12 protein-coding genes are annotated in these 22,459 nt (G+C 57.6%); 2 read left to right on the top strand and 10 right to left on the bottom strand.

Going from position 1 to position 22,459, the window contains the following annotated elements; translation table 11 throughout:
* Positions 1-38 precede the first annotated feature (38 nt).
* From Poly21_RS18495 to Poly21_RS18485, 3 genes are read right to left on the bottom strand one after another with little or no spacing between them, the layout of a single operon-like run.
* Positions 39-3,605 carry a hypothetical protein gene (locus Poly21_RS18495; RefSeq protein ID WP_146408336.1) on the bottom strand — a complete coding sequence of 1,189 codons (3,567 nt, stop codon included), beginning with the start codon at positions 3,603-3,605 and terminating at the stop codon, positions 39-41.
* Positions 3,605-4,168: a KdsC family phosphatase gene (locus Poly21_RS18490; protein ID WP_436967503.1), complete on the bottom strand. Its 564-nt coding sequence runs from the start codon at positions 4,166-4,168 to the stop codon at positions 3,605-3,607. The genes Poly21_RS18495 and Poly21_RS18490 overlap by 1 nt, the downstream gene beginning before the upstream one ends.
* On the bottom strand, positions 4,165-5,166 hold the full coding sequence (locus tag Poly21_RS18485) for a KpsF/GutQ family sugar-phosphate isomerase (RefSeq protein WP_302119533.1): 1,002 nt from the start codon (positions 5,164-5,166) through the stop codon (positions 4,165-4,167). Before Poly21_RS18485 ends, Poly21_RS18490 begins: the two co-directional genes overlap by 4 nt.
* Before the next feature lie 616 nt (positions 5,167-5,782).
* Between Poly21_RS18485 and Poly21_RS18480 the strand changes: the two genes are divergently transcribed.
* Positions 5,783-8,080, top strand: coding sequence for an ADP-ribosylation factor-directed GTPase activating protein isoform b (locus Poly21_RS18480; RefSeq protein WP_302119532.1), 2,298 nt, complete (start codon positions 5,783-5,785; stop codon positions 8,078-8,080).
* A 216-nt stretch (positions 8,081-8,296) separates the two neighbouring features.
* Here the strand turns inward: Poly21_RS18480 and Poly21_RS18475 are convergent, their stop codons facing one another.
* From Poly21_RS18475 to guaB, 4 genes are all read right to left on the bottom strand, one after another.
* Complete coding sequence (locus Poly21_RS18475; RefSeq protein ID WP_146408825.1) at positions 8,297-9,211, bottom strand: phosphatidylserine decarboxylase; 915 nt, start codon at positions 9,209-9,211, stop codon at positions 8,297-8,299.
* Between the two features lie 127 nt (positions 9,212-9,338).
* A complete protein-coding gene (locus Poly21_RS18470) occupies positions 9,339-10,529 on the bottom strand; it encodes a DUF2786 domain-containing protein (RefSeq protein ID WP_146408334.1) in 1,191 nt (396 codons plus the stop codon).
* 147 nt (positions 10,530-10,676) lie between these two features.
* Positions 10,677-12,467 carry a hypothetical protein gene (locus Poly21_RS18465; protein WP_302119530.1) on the bottom strand — a complete coding sequence of 597 codons (1,791 nt, stop codon included), beginning with the start codon at positions 12,465-12,467 and terminating at the stop codon, positions 10,677-10,679.
* Positions 12,400-13,884 carry an IMP dehydrogenase gene (guaB, locus tag Poly21_RS18460; RefSeq protein ID WP_146408333.1) on the bottom strand — a complete coding sequence of 495 codons (1,485 nt, stop codon included), beginning with the start codon at positions 13,882-13,884 and terminating at the stop codon, positions 12,400-12,402. Before guaB ends, Poly21_RS18465 begins: the two co-directional genes overlap by 68 nt.
* Before the next feature lie 284 nt (positions 13,885-14,168).
* On the opposite strand from guaB, the gene Poly21_RS18455 reads away from it, so the two are divergent.
* Positions 14,169-16,865 (top strand): DNA translocase FtsK, encoded by a 2,697-nt coding sequence (locus tag Poly21_RS18455; protein WP_146408332.1) that lies wholly within the window; start codon positions 14,169-14,171, stop codon positions 16,863-16,865.
* Between the two features lie 188 nt (positions 16,866-17,053).
* Here the strand turns inward: Poly21_RS18455 and Poly21_RS18450 are convergent, their stop codons facing one another.
* The 3 genes from Poly21_RS18450 to fusA all read right to left on the bottom strand — a co-directional run bounded on the left by Poly21_RS18450 (position 17,054) and on the right by fusA (position 21,611).
* Positions 17,054-18,238: a DUF1559 domain-containing protein gene (locus Poly21_RS18450; protein ID WP_146408331.1), complete on the bottom strand. Its 1,185-nt coding sequence runs from the start codon at positions 18,236-18,238 to the stop codon at positions 17,054-17,056.
* Between the two features lie 119 nt (positions 18,239-18,357).
* Positions 18,358-18,513, bottom strand: coding sequence for a hypothetical protein (locus Poly21_RS27690; protein ID WP_302119528.1), 156 nt, complete (start codon positions 18,511-18,513; stop codon positions 18,358-18,360).
* Between the two features lie 1,010 nt (positions 18,514-19,523).
* Positions 19,524-21,611, bottom strand: coding sequence for an elongation factor G (gene fusA / locus Poly21_RS18445; protein ID WP_146408330.1), 2,088 nt, complete (start codon positions 21,609-21,611; stop codon positions 19,524-19,526).
* Between the last annotated feature and the right edge of the window lie 848 nt (positions 21,612-22,459).

The following is a 22,459-nucleotide window of genomic DNA, read 5'->3' as shown; positions in this document are numbered from 1 at the left end:
AGCGGGGAGGACTAGCAAAAGCCTTGCAAACGACTTGCTCAGCGTTTCGTTGGGAAATCCGAAGGGCGGTACCCCGTGCTCATGCCTTCGATCTGCGATGGCAGAACTTCGAATGGATCGAGCCGCAAGTTCAAAACTCTCCAGGCAAGATCGGCTGCCTGACGACCATTTACATCGGTGTGCCGAAATCTCGCGGGGCGTCCAGGCACGCCAACGATAGTGACCAGGTCCTTGGCAATGGCATAGCCACAGCGATCCGCGGTGGCTTCGGACAGCCCTTTGTCGGTACGGGTGCGGAACAAAATCCCGCCGGCCGCCTGAACTTCTAATGCCAAGTTCGATTGGGAACTGCGAGCGGTTTCGGCGAATCTCGATTGTCGTACGACGACGGTTGGGTCGACCGCCAATCGCAATTGATCACAATCAAGCGTCAACTCCCCATCGCTGAGCAAGTCCATGTCGCCGGCGTCAAAGCGAGCGTTAAAATCGGGGACGATTTTACGGCCAATTCGTACACCACGATCAAAGGTGAGGGATCGAGCAATGAGATCACCCCGCATACCGTCTTGATAGATCAAATGGACTCCCGTGATGGACGGTGCCGAAAGGGGCGTTTCCCCGGCCCGCTCGAACTGCCTTCCTGCGGTCCGGTTGTCCTCGATCATGCCCTCGTCGTAAACACCTGCCCGGGCATAGCCAGTCCGATTGGCGGTAGCCACGTCCTCCGGTTCAGGCTGGGGAGGCGGTGTTCGAAACCAGCCTCGATAGGACCCGGCCCCCGGTGCAACGATTTGACCTTGGAGTGGCGACGCAGCGGCTGGACTGGATGTTTCTTCCGCAACAGCTTGGCCAGGTAGCCAGGTCAGCACCGACACCACCATCTCGTGTCTGGAATCCCGAACTCCGTCGTCGGCATAGCGGTCAACATGCAGCTCAACAGGCTGATCAGATGTTTGCCGCAGCGAGACCTGCGACAATTGTGTCGCTCGAAACGTTCCTGGAGATCGCAAGTTAACAGGTGTTTCGAGCGTGAACGTCAGCTCATCGCCCAACATCTTCAGTTCACTCGGCTCTCTGCCTTGCGCGATCGCAGCCTGCAGCAGCACGCCACCATTGAGCGTCGCGACACGGCCGTCGAATGTCATCGAGCCGCCGAATCTTCCACGTGGGCTTTGCGTCCACCGGGTATCCGAGGCCGGATCGACTACCGCATCCTGGGCATTCGTGGCGCCCGCAGCCAAGCCATCGCCGAGTGCAGGCAGGAATGCACTGGGAACAACAAATTCACCCGCTGATGGAATCCAGATGTAGTTGTCATGGGGGCGTACTTGAATCTCGGGGCCAACAAAATAGCCATCGCCCAATTCCAGTCTCGCGGGGACCTGCGATCGGCTGCCCAATTGCAGCACATCACCGCTGCCACCGCTGTCACGCAATCGCAGTTGGTCGCCGGTCATTACCGCCGTCATCGTCTCGGCGACGGGCGTGCGAGACCGTCCCGCAGTCGAGTCCGTCGATCCCTTCTGCCGCAGTTGCAAGGAATGCGTGACTTCGACGTTCCCCACGACACTCAAATCGGTGGCCGTCAACTGTCCATCCCCAAAGGTGAGTTTGGCGGTAACCTGATCACCGCGAATGGTCGCCGGCGGGGACTCTCGATCGGGAGTGGATTTTGTTTTTGATTGAGCAACATTGCCCACGGTGCCATCGGCAGACGCGGCGGGTTGGCTGACCCAATTGCGGATGGACGATACCTCAGGCGTTTCGCCGGCAGGCGTCGGCGGTACAGCGCGCTGTTCAAAGAACAAATTCATTTGCGGTGTGCTGGCGTGCAGCGAACGCGAGCGAATACGAACATTTCCAATCGCCGCAAAGCGATCTGGGAACCAACTTTGATCAAGGTTCGCCGAACTGCCCTGCGATCCTTTCGCGGATTGCGAAATCGGCGTGCTGGTCGGAGTGGTAGGTTTGATCACACCTTCGATGCGATCGGTTTCGAATGAACCGCCATCGGCCAGTAGGCTGCGAATCGCGCCCTCGCACCACACCCCAAAACGCACGTTCAGATCGTCGGCAGTCGCAACATCCAGCGGTGCCACGCGCAAGCTATCACGCCACGAGAATGATTTGAAAACGGAATCGAGCGCCACATAGTCCACTTTCCCAGCACCTTCGACCTCGACCGAACCGAGTTGCTGAGGCACTTTCGGATCGAAGCGGTACACAATTTGGGACAGGGCCGCGTGCAGGTCGCCACGGCGAATTCGCACCACCGAGTCATTGTTCGTTGCGGGCGACGCAGCGCCGCGTTGCCCCATGGCCAAGGCGGGGTTGGGTCGAGATCTCGCCACCAACCAGCCCTGCAGCGGATCAAAGAGAATCTCGCCCGCTGTCAGGTCAAATTGTTGTGACCCCATTGAAATCCGCAACGGGGTGCCCGTGGCTTCCATGCGGTCGATCCAGTCCAACGCCGTGACCCGTTCCCGGCTGGAGTTGAGTGGATCTCGCAGGGTCAAGCGAAGTGTATTGCACTGAAACTGATCGAAGCCCAATTGATCAGATCCCGTCGCATTGTCGCCCAAAGTTGTCGATCCGTTGGCGAGCGGATGCTCGACGCCAGCGCGGTAGGCGGAGTGAGGTGGCTGAGCGTCTTGTGTCCGATGGACCAGCCGGACATTGCGATCGAGCAAGAGCTGGTCCATGGCGAAGTCATACTCAATCCGCCCGTCACAGTGAACTTCCACGACGCCTCGGTCTGTTTCCTCGCCGGTAGAGCCCGGAGTACTGGAACTGCCCAGTGGCAGGGTGAGTTCGCGCAAGTAGATCAGTTCCATGCGATCGAGTGAGCGGGCGAGACTCGATTTGGATGTTGGACTACCCTGAGAGGCGGCCAAATGCAGGGTTAAGTCACGACCGACCATGACGGCGCGGCCCACCTGCATTTCAATCGCTTCGGTGGTCCAAATTTTACGTCGATCAATGCCGACATTCGCGGTGCGGATATCGAGTGTTTGATCGTCTTCGGTGGTCTCGGTCGAGCGGCGCAGACGGTAGGCGGACGCGTCCTCGCTACGGAGTGTCTCCGCGGTCGGGTCGATCGATTGCGATGGATTGTGTGCCGCGGTGTCGGTCGCCCTGACACGTTGGATGTGGACTTCGCCGAGCAGCTGACCGCGCTGAATCGTGGGCGCCACTCCGCTCATGACATCGAGTGCAGCGCTGAATTCAATCACGGCTCCCTCAGCGGCTTCGATCAGGATGGGTTCGCTCGATTCATCGGCAGATAAACCACGACCGATAACCATGGTGATTGGCCACAACCGCCATTTTTTGCCGCCATCGCGTTCGTCTTTATTCTGTTCCCAGTTTTGAAACAGGAGCATGCCGTCTTGTGTTTTCAGACGGATAGCGCGCCCGCGCTGCCAGGCATCGGCGGGATAGAGATCAGCCAACGATTCATCATTATCACTCAGCGGGCGCCGAGCGATGGGTGCATACTCGACCACAGGCGGTTCGAGCCACTTCGCTGCGGTAAAGTGATAGCCACCTGCAGCGACAGCGATCACGCTGAGGCCGATGAGATAGTCGCGAAAGGGACTCGCCATCACTCCTCTTTCGTCAAGTGTTCGCGCCATCGGTCGCCACCGCGAAGCAGACGTTCGATCAGCTCACGCACAGCTCCTTCGCCGCCGCGGGCCCGGAGTGTCCAGTGGGCTGCCTCACGGACATCGGTCACGGCGTCGTCCGGAGCAGCGGCCAGACCGACACGCTGCATCACCTTCATATCGGGCAAATCATCGCCGATATAGCAGACGTTCTGCGGCTCAACTCCCATCGTTTGCAACATCGTAGCGGCAGCGACCCATTTGTCGTTCGCACCCTGGCCGACATGTTCAATGCCCAACTCGGCAGCGCGGTGGGCCACCATCTCACTGGAACGCGCCGTGATGATGCCAAAGTGAAATCCGCTCCGCATCCACAATTTAATTCCGAGCCCGTCGCGGGCGTGAAATGATTTCGATTCACGGCAGGTACCCTGCTCATCGGTTAGATACGTGATCCTACCGTCTGTCATGACGCCATCGACGTCTGACAAAATACAGGTGATTTCAGCGGCAATCTCAGCGTCGCTGCGCAGCCGGTGGGATGTGGGGATGACGGAGGTCACGTTGCGGGCGTCTCATGGTTGGTCGGGTGCAGGGGCAGGATTGGGGACGCCACCTCGGTCGTCGTCACATCGCCAGCGGCAATCAGATCCGTGATATCAATCATCCCCAGCGGGCGCCCATCCTGGCAGACGACAGGCAGCTCGCTGATGTGTCGCTCAGATAGAATCGCAACTGCTTCGGCAAGCGGTCTACCGCTGCGAATGACAACTGGCGTTCGAATCATGACTTCGTTGATGGCCCGATCGAGGCTATTTTCCTGTCGACGCTGGAGTAGTTTGACGAGATCGCTATCGGTGAAAATCCCAGTCAGGTGCTGGTCAGCATCCACCAACAGGACCGCGCCGCTACGTCGCTCGGGGGTTTTTCCCGCAATCGCATCGCGCACCGGCAGATGATCAGGCGACACCCGACATTCGTGTAAGCCACGCATGACATCGTCGACGCAGCAGAGCTTGCGGCCGAGTGCACCGCCGGGATGGTACTTGGCGAAATCGGCGGGCCCAAATCCTCGCAACCGCGAGGCCAGCAGCGCGATTGAATCACCAATCGCCAACATCACGGCCGTCGTCGTGGTGGGTGCCAAGTTATGGGGACAGGCTTCGCGGTGGCGCCCCATCGGCACCACAATGTCCGCCAGTTCAGCTAATGGATTGGCCTCATCCGCCGTGATTGCAATCACGCCAGCGGCTTGAGACTTGAGATACTCGCAGGCTCGAACCACCTCTTCGCTGCGTCCAGAATTCGAAAATGCAATTACCCAGTCGGCCGCTTGAACGCGTCCCAAATCACCGTGCACAGCTTCGCTGGGATGTAAAAAGTGCGATGGAGAACCCGTGCTGGCCATCGTCGCGACGACCTTCTGGGCGATCCACCCCGCCTTGCCTACGCCCGTTAAGACGACGGAACCGGCACACTCCGCGACTCGTTGGGCGGCCTCAGTGCATGCCGAGGAGGCAAATGCGACCGCCTCACTGATCGCCCGAGATTCGGACATCATCGTATCGCGAACAAACCGGACCTGCTCAACCTGCGACAGCGAAACCGAGCAACCCTGCGATGGTGGAAATGTGTCGGGAGCGGTAAGACCAGCTCCACGGGATGGTTGGGGTTGAGGCGACACGGCAAGCATCCATGCGGAACGTGCAAATTTGCTTCGCGCAGGCGGCGAAGATTACCAGACGGGAAGCTACTCAAACGAGCAGATCGGTCGCAAGATGAACCCGAACCTGCCAATTTTCTTCCCGCCAGTGAGTTTCACAGCATGATTACACGCTCAGAAAACATTGGGTTTTTGGCGTAGCTTCCGTTTGGAAACTCGCGCAGCTTGAGAGCTCTGACAGGTCTCCACTGATGCGACGCAAGCTACTGATGAGTATCGGCTGAAGCGTTGTCATTGGATCAGGCAAAGCTGATCATCCCCCAACATCCTCCTGGAGAGTGAACAAAAGATGCACCAGGGGAGTGCACATTCGGGTGAACTTATCAGCGCAGCGATCCGATAGGTACGGTTAGAACCCGTCGTCCTCGGAGAAGTCGTTGTGCCAGTACTGTACCCATCCCACCCAACAGATGTCTGTAGTCCTCGCCGCCGAAGATTGGCGCTGTGGATTTTGATGGGTTGTGCGTCACCAACGCTGCTGGGGGCTGGGCAGACATACGCCACTGACGAAGTCTCCTCTGCCATTGAATCGAATGAAATCGATGAGGTGCAGATCAAAGTGCCGACGTTCCGGCCCACACCAACGGTGCAATCCGTGTTGGGATTGCTGCCCGGGGAATACAGTGAACCCGTCGGCACCTCGATTCAACTGCTGCCGCCCGCCCCTCTCCTGTCAAGCGACAAAAGTACTGCGTCGCCCACGTCTGGCGTACCGCGTGAAGAACCTGCTGCAGCAGCGGCTGCCAAACCAGTGCCACCGCCGATGCTGGTAACTCAGGAAACCGCGAAATTAGGGAAACCGCAGTTAAGCTGGCAGCCCCGCGGATCCACGCTTCAACCGCCGACTCAACATGTCGCGGCGCAACCCACTCGGCGAGCTGCCGGTGAGCACGCGGCAGGAGCCGCCAATCCTGACACAACGACTGAGGTCACGAAAAACAATCTTCCCAGCCTGCAAAACGCTGGACAAGAGAGCATGCTGACGGCGAGCCGGCGCGGATATCCCGCCTGGATCGAACCCGAGCAAGCAGGCGTCGCTGCGAATGCCGCGAAAGCAGACGTTGGCAAGGCCGATCCATCGCAAGACGCGTGGCGACCACGGGGCACGGCGACACAGCCTCAGCCGCTGCGTGATCCGCTGCCGGAGTTGGCCCCGCCTCCCAAAATCACGCCACCGAGTGCCGTCAAAAAAGCCGTGCAAGGCCCGATCACAGCTCCCGTCGAAGACGATGTCATCACCTCGCGTCAAGCGACTGTCGGCAGTGGGCTGCCGAAACGCGCCCCTGTGCAAGCGACGCCGACGCAAGAAAAGCGTCCTGCATGGACGACTCCATCGGAGCAGTTGCCCACACTCGATGAGCTCCCCGATCATCCCGATCCGAAAATCTCGAAGCCCACGGCGGCTAAGAAAACAGACGCTCATGACGGCAACAACGAAGGCGTCGCCGAGGGACCGCTGGATGTGGATGACTGGGACGGCGCAGCCGTTCGCGAAATGAAAGCACCAGAGGATTCCGCGGCGAACCTGTCGACAATCGACATTCAGCCGCTGGTGATCGATACCGTCGAGACACTGCGTGCTGCCGAGGACACGGCTGACCTACGCGACATCCAAGGTCAGCAGGATCGATCCATCAAAGGTCTGTACGTTCCCCAAAAGACCTCACCCAAACCGTCGATGGGCCAGACCATCCGACGCGACGCGACGGGCCGCGAGAAAACGCACGCCGGCAGCGGCGCCGTTGCCGAGCTCAGTCCTGCCATCGCTCGACTACAACAACCGATTCTGCAAACTCTCCGCAGCTTTCACGCGCGAACCGAACAAGCGGACGCGCGAAGCAATTGGGGCATGATGCACGCCATCATGGTGTACGGTACCGATACGCGGATCATCGCCCGCCGCCGAAATTACAGCGCGATCGCGTGGATGGCGGGCAACAATGTATGCCGTGGCAACCGTCTGATGACGACCGAGCGGGGCAACATCAAAATTCGCGAAGGCACCGGGCTACAAGGTCACCAGGCCCAGTGGCTCGCCACGCTGTCCTTGGCAAGTGTCCCGGCTAACTATCCGCTCTACGCGGACAACAAGCGTTTCACAATTGAGGACCTTGTGCAGGTCGAGGCTGCTGCTTGCGAAGATGGCAAGGAACTCACCTTCACCTTGATCGGACTGGCTCACTATCTGGATACCAATTCCACCTGGGAAGGGGTTGGGGGCGAGCAGTGGGATTTTGAACGATTGATCGCTGCGGAACTGGATCAACCTATCGTCGGTGCTGCCTGCGGGGGAACTCACCGCCTCATGGGCTTCGCCCACGCGTTGCGAAAGCGACGACTTGAGAGCGAACCGATCGAAGGTCAGTGGAAACGCGCAGAGAAATTCCTCGACGATTTCGTGCAGTATTCCTATACGCTACAAAATCGCGATGGCTCGTTCAGTACAAACTGGTTTGAGTCCCCGGAAGATAATGGTGACCTGTCACGCAAAGTTCAAACAACGGGACACATCCTCGAGTTCTTGCTGACCCACCTGCCCGATGAAGAGGTTGTCAACGATCGGGTGGTCTCGGCTGTGCGATTTCTCACTGCCGCAATGCGACGCGTCGACATGGATGACGCGGGCGTGGGCTACCGCGCACACGCCCTACGGTCATTGGCGATGTTTCACCAACGGGCCTATGGAACGGCGCCGGTCTACCCGCCTGGCCAAATGGCATTCGGTCAACACCGCAATCAGCATCAACGCTAAGCCCACTCGCGGCGATGCCCAATGCCCAAGTGGTCGACGTCCGGTTAATCCCGTCGACATCGATGACGCTCGAATGTGAACCGCGTGCCCTCAGGCACCGGGCAGCACTGCCGGCTCGGTAGCTTACGAGTCGCGGCGCACTCATGCCACGCGGTACGGAACTGGCCCCACCGCAGCCGATTAAAACGATCGGCCAACCTCGGTCGCGGTCGGTCGCTAGCTGGCCGATCCATCCTCGTGAATAGTAACCCCCAGATGATCCCCAACCCGGGCATAGAGTTCACGATGTTGGCGCGAATTCTCGATTAAATCGGAATCGAATTGAACTCGACCTGGAGGAAAAATCACGATGGTTGATGATCCTCCGAAGCGGAAATAGCCCTTTTCGCTTCCCTTGGCGACCGGAGCACCCTCACGGTAGGTTTGGCGAATACTACCAACGCAGGTGGCGCCGATTTCCATCACCAGGACTTTCCCAATGGTAGGCGTCTGAACCTCGGTCATGCACCGCTTGTTTGTCGCCAGAATCTGAATGTTTTGCCGGAGCGCAATCGGGTTAACCGAATACAACGGGCCGTTGATCAGGCGGGTAGGCCCGGGCACGCCTGCCACAGGAAAGTGAAAGCGATGATAGTCGACGGGGCATAGCCGAGATAGCAACAGGCTGCCCTCGGCGTACTCCTCGGCGAGTGCAGGATTATCGACCAGCGTTGCTAAATCGAACATCTCCCCTTTGATGAATAATCCCTCACTGCGAGAGAGGTCGGGGACGCAGAGATGACGACCATCCGCAGGGAAGACAATCGAATTCGGACGGGTATCGACCGGGCGGGCCGCGGGTTTCAGCTCACGATAAAAGAACTCATTGAAGTTGGCAAAGTCATCGACGTCACGGACAAACTCGTTTGCGTCGAGCTCGTAGTCGCGAACGAACGGAACGATTTTTTGGCGGGTGCTCGGCCGATCCATCTTCCACCCGTACCAATGCGAGAATACGGTTCGTTTGACAAGCGTATTGAGGGACACTCGCCCGAGCAACGTACCGTAGGTCCAGCGCAAGGCCTGGTCACCGTAGACTTTCTCCACGCACGTTTTTTGCAAGTAGCGATCGTAGTAAACAATTTCGTCCATGGCTTGCTTTTCGGAGATAGCGAGGTGGGCAGAGGGATGCCATCCCAGATCCCACGCTGATGTTTTGGTCTGGTCAAACAGCTTACTGCTGGCTGCTTGGCTCACGGTAATCCATTGTGGCAGCGTATTAGGAAGGCGTGGAGGAATGACCGAGGCGTTTGCGTCCACTGGCCCCCCGGAGGTCATGTTTGGATCCATGTTGTTTGCCGCGATGGGCAGCGTCTGGGTCGTGCTGACTGCGACCGCTACCGCCTTTGCGAACGATCGATACATCGCATTCGAGTTTCAGCCAGTCGCGGGCCGCCTGCTGGACCGCTAATGTGCGTGCATGAATCAAGGTGCTTTCGCTGATCTGTATCTCAGCATCATCAGCTGAATGGTAGCGAGGTAAGCCACGAACGTAGCCTTCGGCATACGAGGCACCACTCCCGCGTGCGTAGCCACCGTATTGTAACTGGGCCGACGCCGTAATGGTCAGCAACAACTCACGAAAGAGGGCGATGCAATTGTTGACATCGTCGAGGGGGCCATAAAACCAAAACAATGTTCGGGGGCCACGGGTACCAAAATACCAACTCGTCAGTGGGAAAATCTCATCAACAACGTAGGCAGCTAAACACTTTTCCCAACCGCACGCGCGGCGACCATTGACTGGGCACGCCATGTTGGTGAACCGCATGTTGTCAACATTATCGTCCTCGACGATATCGTCACGCGAGAGGTTGTGACGTAGCAGCAGGTTCTGCATCATCCGCAGCGCATTGCGTTTTTCCCCTTCGGTACTGGCGGCGTTCGTCGCGGTGCTGTCGAGGGATCGCAGGCGATGCAGAACCTTGTCGAATTCTCTCTGCGTGAGTGTCTGTTGGGCGCTTTGCTTGGACCGCCGTGAGGCGATGGGCATCGTTGATTCGCCGGCAACCACCGGACGTGTCCAATAGGCTGCGACAACAAAATTGTCGTCATCACTGGGGTTCCAAGTGTCATAAATCACGTGATCGATGACACTGCAAAAGTGCCCCGCACGGCGGTGCTTGGGCGCGGCCAAATGCACAATTACCGCGCCTGTGGGCAGCACTGCGGAGGCCAGACTCATGCCATCGCCCTCATGACGCTCCCATCCCAGCGTGTGGAGGTGCTGAGCGGCGACGCTGGTCGCTAACCCATTTCGCGGGGTCATGTCTGCGATCGCACCAAGAGCCCCGTAAACGTCGCGGTAGCTGGTGCCGGTGGCGATCGCAATTGCACGGGTGACGCAGTCACCGGCCAGCCCTACGTACCCGCTATCGGCGCGTCCGCCATCGTCCCAAATTAATTCCATTGCTCCGCGTCTCGTTCGCGTTCGATCCAGCGTGGTGTTGGCATCCACGCAAGTACGACGATGTTGTCAGCTATCCCATGGACTTTGCCAAGAGGACGGAGGGAGCAGGCGTCGCCAGGCCAGGGCCAGACAGTTCAGGACTCAACTCTACGGAACCAACAGTGCTGTCCCGGTGATGGCGGTGGCTTGGTACCACGCACCTTTCACGCTCAATGGCACGGGTGGGATAATCCAGGGGGCACAGTTGCCAGGGCGATAGTAGCCCAGCGCGTATTGGCATTCATGTGGGGAGTGGACACCCATCTTGTAAGGTAGCACGGCGATGTTCAGGAAGAAGTGAGCCGACGAGATAATCGGTTGAGCCAGTGGTCCAGCGGTATGACCGTATCGCTCAAGGTTAACTTCTTCAAAATACAGTGGTTTGTGACACAGATTGGACGCCGCATAGGTCATGGTCGTTGGTGTCCATTGCCGCGATGTATAGGCAACTTGCTCGATCAAGCATTCGGTGGGTAGCCCCCAGTTCTGCGAGATGTACGCGAGATCAGCTTCGCTGAGCTGATTCAGCGGCAACTCTTCCTTGCTACCAAACTCAGTGCGAATGATCGCGTTTTCATATGCGAGATCATCAAGTCGTCCCGTACCCATCGGCCGGCCGTCAATGCTGCGCCATGTGCGAACCTTCTGATTCTCATTGAAACGATCTTTGAGCTTCTCGAACTCTTTCAAGTCGATCACGTCGGGACGAAACGGCGGGCTCGGGTCAAGTGATACCTTATCGATTGTGGCGCTGCGAATTCGTTCACGGAACTCATCGCAGGATAATCCCGTGCCACTGTTGGCAGGACCGTTTTCCTCAGGATCAAAAAGCTCGGGGAGGCGACCGCCGTCGAAACCCTCACGATCACGACGGTCCCGCTCCGATTCGAGGTCGCCCCGCGAGCTACGACCGACATCACGGTTTTCAAAGGGATTGGGAGCAAAGGACTTCAGATCAGACGGCGAGTCTGTGGATTCTTCCTCCGGGATGCCCGGCGGTAGCACTTGCAAATTCGGTGTTTGGGGCGAAGCGGGCTCGACCAATGAGGGTTGGGCGGGATCGCTGCCGAGCATATCACGGATCGACGAACCATCAGTCCCCGCTTGAGCTGGTGGAGTGCTCGGGCCGGTGGGTTTTTGGTTGGTGGTCGGACCGAATCCAAAAAGGCTTTCCAGATTATCGTTGGCCGCCTTGCCTTGTGGGCTTCCCGAGCTCGGTGGCTGGGCAGGGGCGGTCGGCACGGTCATCGAGGGCGCCGGCGGAGGTAGTTCTGCGGTGGCCGCCCGACTGGGGGCTTGGAGCGCAGGCCCCGACTGACCGGGAGTCGTGGCGCTGGGCGGTGTCGTTTCAGGTCCACGGAATTGATTATCAGGCAACGCAAAGCCGCCACTAGGAGAATCCGACTGTGGATTCGTCCAGGCCACCTGTCGAAGCTCAGATGTAGTCTCCGGACGCAAGCGGTTGGTCTCGCTCGCTCGCGTCACTGCTGCAGTAGACGCGTCGGCTCCTGATACGATGATCCGCGGGCGATAGGTGCCGTTGTCCACTGGCGAAGCGGCAGTCGGTTGCGGCGGCGTCTGTGCGAAAGCTTCATCGCTGATTTGACGGGCCTGCTCGGCGGCCATCTGAGGACTCGTCCGCCACTTCAGGTTCCACCCGGGACGCTGGGTAGCGGCCGCGCTACTGGATGAGTTTGAGGAGTTCGCCATCATGGAAGAAGAGCGAACCTGGGGCACCGGTCGGAGGCCGGGATTGCCGTGCCAGCCCGTGGATTGGGCGGCGACCGGCGAGATGGACGCCGCGCCGATTAGCGCGGCGGCCGTGAGGGGGCTACACGGAATCGCCTGAATGAACGTCCGGGCTGTAATTCGGCGCTTCTTGCGTGATGGCAATGTCATGTGGGTGGTTCTCCCTCACCGTGGCTGCCGAAACGCGAATGAATTTCGCGTCTCGACGTAGTTCTTCGATCGTCCGTGTACCGATGTATCCCATGCCGGCGCGGAGTCCGCCGACCAATTGGTAGGCGTAATCCGACAGCGGCCCTTTGAACGGCACGCGTCCTTCGACACCTTCGGGGACGAGTTTGCCCGCTTCGGTGCCTTTTTGGCGATACCGGTCACTGCTGCCCTTCACCATCGCCCCCATCGATCCCATCCCGCGGTACGCTTTGAACGTTCGACCTTGGTAGAGAATCATTTTGCCGGGGCTTTCGGCGAGACCGGCAAATAGGCTGCCGATCATGACCGTGCTCGCCCCTGCGGCGAGTGCTTTGGTGATGTCGCCGCTGAAGCGAATGCCGCCGTCAGCGATGACAGGAATGTTTCGTTCGTGAGCGACTTGCACGGCACTGAGGATGGCCGTTACCTGCGGTACTCCGATACCGCTGATCACCCGGGTGGTGCAAATCGATCCAGGTCCGATGCCCACCTTCACTGCGTCGGCTCCGGCAGCGATCAAATCCGCTGCTCCCTGAGCCGTCGCGACGTTTCCGGCGACGACATCGATGTCCCATCCTTTGTTCGTTTTAATCTCTCTGACGGTGTCGATCACGTTTTTGCTGTGCCCGTGAGCCGAATCGACCACGAGCAGGTCAACGCCTTGATTGATGAGTTTTTCGGCTCGATCAAAGTCGCCGACGCCGATCGCAGCTCCGACACGCAGTCGGCCCTGTGGATCTTTGCAGGCCCGCGGGAACCGCTTCATCATGTCGATGTCGCGAATCGTAATTAACCCCGTCAGTTTTCTTTCTTCGTCAATCAGGAGAAGTTTCTCCACCCTTTTTTCCGTTAAAATCTTCTCAGCTTGCGCAAGACTCACATTCCCTACAGCCGTTACTAAATTATTTTTAGTCATGACGTCAGATACGGGCAGATTCGGATCCTCAAGAAAGCGCAAGTCACGTCGCGTCAGGATCCCGACAAGGGTTCGATCGCCCGTCACGATGGGGATGCCCGAGACGTTGGCACGATCCATCATTTCGGCGGCTTTGCCGACCTGCTCGTCGGGGCCGAGCGTCACAGGGTCGATAATGATCCCGTTGGCTGACCGTTTGACCTTGAGGACTTCTTCGGTCTGCTGCCGCACGGAGAGATTCTTGTGCACGATGCCCATGCCCCCTTCCTTGGCGAGCGCGATCGCCATTTCCGCTTCTGTCACGGTGTCCATCGGTGACGAAATGAGCGGGATTTGCAACCGAATCCGCTGCGTCAACTGGCTGCTGACGTCGACTTCGCTGGGCACCACCTCGCTGTAGGCAGGCAGCAGGAGAACGTCGTCGAAAGTAATGCCAAGATCGCCGATTTTGTCGTGAAACATCGCTGGAGGGTGCCATTGCCGAGGAATGGGTCGGGAAGGCGAGCGATTATGACGCGAAAACGAAGTCTGTTGTAGGGCCCGCCCCGAAGATGACGATAAAGAAGCTGATCGCTATTGGCTGCTAGCTGCTCGCGAACCGCCAATGGATTGATACATGCCCCAAATAGACGCGTAGGATGGGACCCTGGTCCCGTCCGAGACCGAATTGCTCGCTCGGGACCAGGGTCCCCAACTCCTCTCATGCACCCCATAGGTAATGGCTAATCGCTGCCCAGCTCTCGTTCATGTCTGAAGCCAATCTCGATACCGCCGAGTCGACTCGCAGTGTTTCCCTGCGACGGGATATTCCTGCGCTCGCCATTGTCGCGGCGACGCTGTTGACGTTTGTGGCTGTGTTGACGCACGATCCGGCAGACCCCGTCCCGAATTCAATTTGGCCGATTTCGCAGTTCTACTCGCCGGACGTTTCTGTTTATCCGCTCAACGAGAACATTCATAATGCCTGCGGCGCGCTCGGTGCTTTGGTCGCCTCGTGCTTACTCGACCTCGTCGGTATCGGGGTCGCGCTGTTGATCGGAGCGGGTGGAGGGGTCGCGACGGCATTGCTGATTCGCGGACAAATGAACGCACCGGTACTGCGCTCTCTCGGCGGCTGCGTGACGCTGCTGGCGGTTTGCACCGGAGCGGCAATGACGACGATCCAACTCGCCGGCATGCCTGTTGTCGGCAACGGCGGTTACCTTGGCGCGATGGGCTCAGGATTCCTGCTCCAGCATTTTAATTCGATCGGATCTTGGATCCTGACGCTGACGACTTTAGCCGTCGGTCTCCTGCTGACGACCGACTACATGCTGATCTACGCCGGTCGCCGCGTGGTGCTAGGCGGTGCCAAAGTGTCACGGCGAGGAATTTCACGCGCAGCCGGCGCTATGCCCGTCACCTTGAAACGTCGACGTCAACCATTCAGCGATACCGAGGCGCCGATCGAACTCGACGGTGAGCAGCCAGCCGAACCCACCTCAGGCAAAGCCAAACCGGAGCCTGAATTTCAGATTCGGCAGCCACGGCGGCCCACGGAGTCTACGGATGAACCCGTTCCAGCAACCGAGGCGCCGTCGCTATCGACTCCCGCGAAAAAGGCTGCCACCGCGCCACCGGAGTCCGACCGAGTGGAATACGAAGACGACGATGTCGAGGAAAGCGTCACCCGCGAGCTCGAATACGATGACGAGGTGCACGATCTCCGCAACGACGAAGCGCATGAGGAACCACCGGAACCCAATATTCAGATTCCTCGCAAAAAAGACATGCGGGAACAACTCGACGATGCTGTTCAGGACTCCAGCGGGGATCTGTCCGATTACAACTTACCCAGTCTCGAGTTGCTCGAAAGCAGTGACGGGTTCGACTATGACGAGCAAGAGGCTGAGGCGCGACGCAAAGCAATCCTATTACAGGAAACTATCTGTAACTTCGGGTGCAATGTGCGGGTTACCGATATTCAGCTCGGCCCGGTCATCGCGCAGTATGAGATCGAACTCGAAGCGGGGCTGCGGCTCAACAAGATCAGCGCGCTGGCTGACGATCTCGCCATTGCCCTACGAGTGCCGAGCGTCCGCGTTGTCGCACCGATTCCCGGCAAGAACACGGTGGGGATTGAAGTCCCCAACGAGATCCGCCAGGTCGTGCGGCTGCGTGATGTGATCGAACAATCCGACTCACGCGTTCACAAGATGAACATCCCAGTGTTTCTTGGCCAAGACGTCTCCGGCTCGCCGATGCCAGTCGACCTCGCAAAAATGCCTCACCTGCTGATCGCCGGACGAACCGGTACAGGGAAATCCGTCTGTCTCAACGCGATCATCGTCAGCATCCTGATGTGCTGCAAACCCGACGAGGTGCGGATGCTGATGATCGACCCCAAAATGGTCGAACTGAGCGGATACGGTCGCTTGCCTCACCTGATGCACCCCGTGATCACGGACATGAAGAAGGCCGAAGCAATCCTGGGCTGGGCCGTCGATAAAATGGAAGAGCGGTACGCGCTGCTCGCCAAGGCCGGGGTGCGGCACATCAACAGCTACAATGACTTGGGCCGCGAAGAGGTGCTGCGACGACTCGAGATCGACGAGGAAGAGGGTGGCAGCGACGTGCCCGACAAACTCCCGTTCATCGTGATCATTGCTGACGAAATGGCGGACCTGATGATGACGGCCGGCAAAGATGTCGAGCAACACATCATTCGCTTGGCACAAAAGAGTCGTGCGGTGGGGATTCACTTGATCCTGGCAACGCAGAAGCCGACCGTTGACGTGATCACGGGTCTGATTAAGAGTAACCTGCCGGCTCGATTGAGTTTCCAGGTCGCCAGCAAAACCGACAGTCGGGTCGTGCTCGACGAGAACGGTGCCGACAAATTGCTCGGCAACGGGGACATGCTGTTTCTGTGGCCTGGTACGAGCACGTTGATTCGCGGGCAGGGGACCTATCTTTCCGATGCCGAAATCGACCGGGTGTGCGAGCACTGCAGTAGCGGCGGAGAGCAAAAGTTCATCGGTGAGTTGATGAATCTCAAGGTGGACGCCGATGGCGAGGGCGGCGCCGGGGAACTCAATGTCGAGAACCTTCGCAAGAAAGACGAACTGTATGAAAGTGCGATCGAGGTAGTCGTGCGTGAGGGGCGCGGCTCGCTGTCGTTGATCCAACGATGTCTCGGCATCGGTTACGGCCGCGCAGCCCGATTGGTTGACTACATGGCCGAAGACGGCATCGTTGGCCAGTACAACGGGGCAAAGTCTCGTGAGGTGCTGCTCACGATGGCACAGTGGCAACAGATGCAGGGATTGCCCGTCGAGGCAGACGAACCGGTCGCCTCCGTGGACGCGATGTCTCAGAGGGTAGCGGCCGTTTCACAAGAAGGGGCACCAGAGGAGCACGAATCCTACGAGGACGACAGGGACTATGAGGACGTTGATGAGTAAGTGGGCGGAACCTGAAATCAACCGGCTGGCAGCGTGAGTGGCATGAGGTTCGAGTCGCCCCACTCGCTGAAAGTCCCCTACGCTAGGCTCACCGCTGTCATACCAACGTAAAAGCCGAATGAAACAAAAAACCTCACCTGCAATCTGCAAGTGAGGTCTGTACCTATTAATATTACGCGAATACTCGATTACAACGCAGCATTCGTTTCGTTCGATGCGCGAGTGCCCAATGCTCCCCACACTCCGAAGGGGCTTTGTGAACCTGCGGGTAGACGTACGCCACCTTCGCCCACGTGTGGACTCGAAGAATTCCCCGCTTCGATCGAATCAGTCACAAACTTGACGGCTCCGTCGCCCATCAACACGTGGCAACCGCCTTGATGTCGACTGCTTGGAGGCATGACACCTGTGTTGAACGAATGAGTCTGCATGCATAGTTCGTTGTTTGGAGGAAGAATAGTATTTACAGCGCCATGGAGACCGCGGTCCAGAGCCCATTTCATGCCGCGACGATCTTCCGGAACCGCAATTTCACCTGCAAAATTGGCTGTCGACAACCAAAAACTAGGCCGTGCTGGATCTATCGAAGGTCGGCAGCCAATCGATCCACCGGCAAGTGAAGGATCTGTGGTCAACTGAACACCCCGTGTGCGAATGTCATTGTCACCCAAATCGGACGCGATTTCTCCTGCGCAAATCGTATTTGAAAGGCCGTCCAATACATCGCGGAATCTCGATTTCTCTCGCGATACGAAGAATCCGCGACAACCTGCTTTCGCGGCAATTGATCGAGCGGTTGTTAAGCGACCCTGATCATCTTCAGGACCTTGATTGTAATAGGCGGAGTCTCCCGTGCATGCAGCGTAGTTGTGGCGTCCTTGACCTGGGATCCCTTGCCCAGGGTCGCTGGGGCAGCGAAGTCCAGGTATTTCGGTCAGAAAGGGGGCGTAAGGTGTCGCTGCCTGTGTCGTTAGAGTGCGACGGGGATTCGGCCCCATGGCCGGGAAATCAATCGTGCCATCGTTGTTCCAATCCAACGGGTTACTGATCTGACCCCACAAAGCCTGTTGCTCAACAAATGGCAGCACCCCGACAAGCCAACTTAACTCATTGTTGTTGTTGTTATTAGCATTATTACCTGTTACCAAACCCGGCGTGCCGCCATTGACTTTGGGCAACTGATCGTAGGCCGAGTGATAGTTATGGATTGCTAAACCAATCTGCTTGAAGTTATTACTGCAACTCATTCTCCTGGCTGCTTCGCGAGCAGCTTGAACGGCAGGTAGAAGTAAGCCCACTAAAACACCAATAATTGCGATCACGACAAGCAATTCAACCAAAGTGAACGCATGCCTCCTTCTTAAACTTTCCATACATGTACCTTTCTTAAACTGAAACTAGGGAAAAAGACGCGTAACTCGGCACCGCTATGACGCCGGTAGCTATGAAAACTGCAAGGAAACGTTTGCTTTTGCAAAAGCAAGGTTTTCCGTCAATCTGGACTGGTGCCTTCTGGATTTGGATGCTCCGCAGCGTAGTTAGCGAGCTCGTCTTGCTCGGTAACGACATTGGGGCCACTGGAGCCACTGCATCCTGCGAGAAATGCAAATAAAAGCACTGAGAATACTAACAATCCAGAAATGCGCATTTGAAAGTTAAGCTTCGGGTACGAAATGGAGAAACGAAAGAGGCAGAATAAGCGTGTTTACACACCGAAAGAGCGAAAGCTCTTGAAACGACGAACGGATGCATACGAAGAGCGCAGCCGGGCGGAAATCGACATTTCCATCAGTAAACACCGCGCTAATGGGGTAGTTCCGTCCCTTTTCGCGAATTTCAGGTTTGATAAAACCTGTACGACGCGTTCGGTAGACTCGCCTGCTTTTCGCGTTTCACCTGTGAGGGAGCTGAAGCGGCGGATGACGCCGGAAACTCCCGGCTATTGTGCTGGTTCCCCAAATTTGATGGCGTCCCCTGTTACTTGTTGCACTTGTTCCTGAACAGGCAACGCCACTTTGTGGGCTTAATCCGACGAAATCATACTAAGTGTTGACTGAAGGCTTTTCACGCTTCGCTCAGGTGTCCAATCATTCTATTTAAATGCGTTGTCGGCGAACCGAAATCCGTGAGGGACCGTTGGCACCATGGGCGCATAATTGATTCAGGGGTTCGCGGGCGACCGGGACACCCCAGGTTAAGCTGCACCGGTCCAGCATTTGACGCGAATGGCGTGGACTCCAGCCTCGCTGCTTACGCGGCTCGGCTGACCAAGTCCACGCCATTCAAACTTGACGCCGTTTCTCCCCGCCCTGCGACTCTACTGTCAGTGCAACTCACACGTAAATCATCTTTGGACTCTTGAGTTATCCCTCGAAAACCTCCGGCGCATGCTTTCGTTGGATGATCCACCTTGGCAAGCTCGCCAGAGCAGCCAGCCGGATCGAGTTCGCTTTCGCTACGCACCCCATCATCGCTAGCGTCTCCCTCCGACCCGCTGTTGCCCGGGGAATCGGTGCGAATCGGATTCAATTCCCCATGATACCGGGCTGGGTCGGTGACTAGCACGGGTAGGGCTTGCCAGCTTCGCTGGGCAAACAACAAAAAAGCCGGGAACTTGCGTTCCCGGCTTTGTACGTTTTAACGATCGGCAGTTCGTGACTAGCGAGCGGCGGCGAGTTCGTCTTTCTTGCGCTCGGCAATGATATCCTCTTGGATATTGCTCGGCGTTTGGCGATACATCGCGAGTTCCATCGTGAAGGTTCCTTGCCCTTGGGTCATGCTTCGCAGGTCGGTCGCGTAGCCAAAGGTTTCTGCCAAGGGAACTTCGGCGATGATCACGGTCATGCCTTCGTTAGTGTCGTTGCTGAGCATGATTCCCCGGCGGCGGATCACGTCACCGGTAACGGTACCTTGGAAGTCTTCGGGAACTTCGATTTCGACCTTCATGATCGGCTCCAGCAGCTTGGGCGAGGCTTGCTTGAAGTATTCCCGGAAGCACCCTTGCGCGGCTGTGTAAAACGCCTTTTCGCTCGAGTCGACTTCGTGATAGCTACCGTCGATCAACTCGATGCGGGTGCCCACCACGGGGTAATCAGCCACAGGACCTTTGCCAAGGCTGTCTCGGAAGCCCTTTTCAACAGCAGGAATGTACTGCTTCGGAATACGACCACCGACAATTTTCTCTTCGAACTCGAAGCTGTCTTCGCTGTCCGATTCGATCGGCATGAGGACGCCCTTGATGTGAGCGAACTGACCCGAACCACCGGTTTGCTTCTTGTGCTTGTAGTCGAAGTTGACGGTCTTGGTGGGGCTCTCGCGGTACGACACCTTGGGTGCACCGACTTCGATTTCGACGCCGTACTCGCGGCGAATCCGTTCGATGTAGATTTCCAGGTGCAATTCGCCCATGCCTGAGATCAGGATCTCGTTGGTCTCGTCGTCGGTATAGACGCTGAACGTAGGGTCTTCTTTGCGGAATCGCTGCAGAGCCTTGCTCATCTTGTCGCCATCGCCGCGGTTGAGCGGATTGACGGCGATCTTGATGACGGGCTCAGGAACGAACATCGACTCAAGCGTGGCGTAGTCACGCTCGGTGCAGTACGTGTCCCCCGAGGCACAATCGATACCCATGACGGCGACAATGTCACCGGCCGAGGCTGATTCGATTTCCTCACGCTTTTCACTGTGCATCCGCACGATGCGGCTGAACCGTTCCTTCTTGCTGGTCCGTTGGTTCGTGTAGGCATCACCCTTCTTGATGGTGCCCTGATAAACCCGCATGAAGGTCAGCTGGCCGAAAGGATCTTCGACAATCTTGAACGCCATACCAACGAAAGGTTTTTCCGGATCGGGAAGAAGTTCGATTTTCTTCGTTTCGTCCGAGGGATCACGACCGTAGATTTCTCGGTCCAATGGACTGGGGAGATACTTCGTGATCGCATCGAGCAGAGGTTGAACACCCTTGTTCTTGTAGGCACTGCCCATGTAGACCGGCGTGGCTCCGTTGAGCACGGCCTGACGCATGGTTTTGTAGATCATCTCTTTCGTGACTTCTTCTTCGCTGAGCAGCAGCTCCATCACTTCGTCGCTGTAGTTGGACAACGAGTCGAGCATGGCGACACGGGCGTCAGCGGCTTCGTCCTGCAAGTCTGCGGGGATCTCCGAGGTGATAACCTTTTCGCCTTGATCACCTTCGAAGGTGTACGCCTTCATCTCGATCAGATCCACAACGCCACGGAAGTTTTCTTCCGCGCCGATGGGGAGCTGAGCCAAGAAGGCGTCGGCACCGAGTTTGTTACGGAGTTGTTCGACAACGCGTCGCGGGTTCGCACCGGTACGGTCCATTTTATTAATGAACGCGAGACGCGGAATTTGATAGCGCTTCATTTGCCGGTCAACGGTAATCGACTGGCTCTGCACGCCACCGACGCTGCACAACACCAGGATAGCTCCGTCGAGCACACGCAGGCTGCGTTCGACTTCGACGGTGAAGTCCACGTGGCCAGGGGTGTCGATCAGATTGATGTGGTAGCCCTGATACTGAACGCTGGTTGCGGCACTGGTGATCGTGATCCCACGTTCTTTTTCCAGTTCCATATGGTCCATCGTCGCGCCGTCACCGCCACCGCGGACGTCTTCGATTTTGTGGATGCGACCGGTATAGAACAGGATGCGTTCGCTCAGTGTGGTCTTTCCCGAATCGATGTGGGCACTGATACCAAGATTCCTGATTTTCTCCAACTTCATGCTACATTCACCTAGGCTGACGCACACACTCGATCGTTGAAACCCCGGGATGCAACAAACGTGTGCATCAAGAAAAAAACCGGCGGCTTGCGAGGCTGAACGCCTCGATCGTCGTGGTGTGGAAGATTAAAATTCAATTCACCATTAGGTGCGCGCGAAGCAGAAATATCGCAAAGGTGGGGCTGATCGAAAAGCCCAAAAGGTACAATTCAACCTTAGATTGTCTGCAATTGGCGGGCCACCGGTAAAATCCAGTCCCCTATGCCGCTGGCGAATCTGCTATCAGCGGGGTATGGAAACCGCGTGGACGCACGCAACCGCTTGGCTCTGAGGCCGGTCTTCACACACAGCGCAAGTCTTAAGAACGGATTCCCACCCCTTGCAGACCAGCGACCGCGCATTCAATGCCGTTTATCAGCAGTCCAGTGTCCGCCATCGGACTGCTGCAGAAAAAAAGCAGGTCGCGGCCTTGTGACCAGCACGGCCACATGGGGCAGCACGGCCACGTGGGGCCACACGCAGTCTTTCCTCGGGGGCGACCGCCAGCGTTCTGGGGCGGTCGGTTACCGGCGTGGGCGATCGAGAACAGAAGGCGTCATCAGGGTCATCGACGTAGTTCGCCCCGATCTAGCGTCAGGACACGGGTCACGTGCCAGGACACGGGTCACCTGCCAAGGCACGGGCCGTTCATGGTAATTTGGAGGTGCCACGATCGAGCTCGTCACGCCGGGCGATGTCAATGAGCGGAGAATCGATCTCGAGTATCGAGAAAGCCACCGGGTAACTCGACCTATCGGGTCACTCCGCATACCAGCAAAGTCGTCTCATTATCAAGACACGCTGGACCG

The organism is Allorhodopirellula heiligendammensis (assembly GCF_007860105.1).
Lineage (GTDB): Bacteria > Planctomycetota > Planctomycetia > Pirellulales > Pirellulaceae > Rhodopirellula > Rhodopirellula heiligendammensis.
This window is presented reverse-complemented; position numbering and strand designations above follow the sequence as displayed.

Excerpts from the sequence above, each read along its gene's own strand:
- Poly21_RS18465 (WP_302119530.1), bottom strand. The coding sequence starts at position 12,467 with ATGACATTGCCATCACGCAAGAAGCGCCGAATTACAGCCCGGACGTTC.
- Poly21_RS18450 (WP_146408331.1), bottom strand. The coding sequence starts at position 18,238 with ATGGAAAGTTTAAGAAGGAGGCATGCGTTCACTTTGGTTGAATTGCTT.
- fusA (WP_146408330.1), bottom strand. The coding sequence starts at position 21,611 with ATGAAGTTGGAGAAAATCAGGAATCTTGGTATCAGTGCCCACATCGAT.
- Poly21_RS18480 (WP_302119532.1), top strand. The coding sequence starts at position 5,783 with ATGGGTTGTGCGTCACCAACGCTGCTGGGGGCTGGGCAGACATACGCC.
- Poly21_RS18475 (WP_146408825.1), bottom strand. The coding sequence starts at position 9,211 with ATGGACGAAATTGTTTACTACGATCGCTACTTGCAAAAAACGTGCGTG.
- Poly21_RS18455 (WP_146408332.1), top strand. The coding sequence starts at position 14,169 with ATGTCTGAAGCCAATCTCGATACCGCCGAGTCGACTCGCAGTGTTTCC.
- Poly21_RS18485 (WP_302119533.1), bottom strand. The coding sequence starts at position 5,166 with ATGATGTCCGAATCTCGGGCGATCAGTGAGGCGGTCGCATTTGCCTCC.
- Poly21_RS27690 (WP_302119528.1), bottom strand. The coding sequence starts at position 18,513 with ATGCGCATTTCTGGATTGTTAGTATTCTCAGTGCTTTTATTTGCATTT.
- Poly21_RS18470 (WP_146408334.1), bottom strand. The coding sequence starts at position 10,529 with ATGGAATTAATTTGGGACGATGGCGGACGCGCCGATAGCGGGTACGTA.
- guaB (WP_146408333.1), bottom strand. The coding sequence starts at position 13,884 with ATGTTTCACGACAAAATCGGCGATCTTGGCATTACTTTCGACGACGTT.
- Poly21_RS18495 (WP_146408336.1), bottom strand. The coding sequence starts at position 3,605 with ATGGCGAGTCCCTTTCGCGACTATCTCATCGGCCTCAGCGTGATCGCT.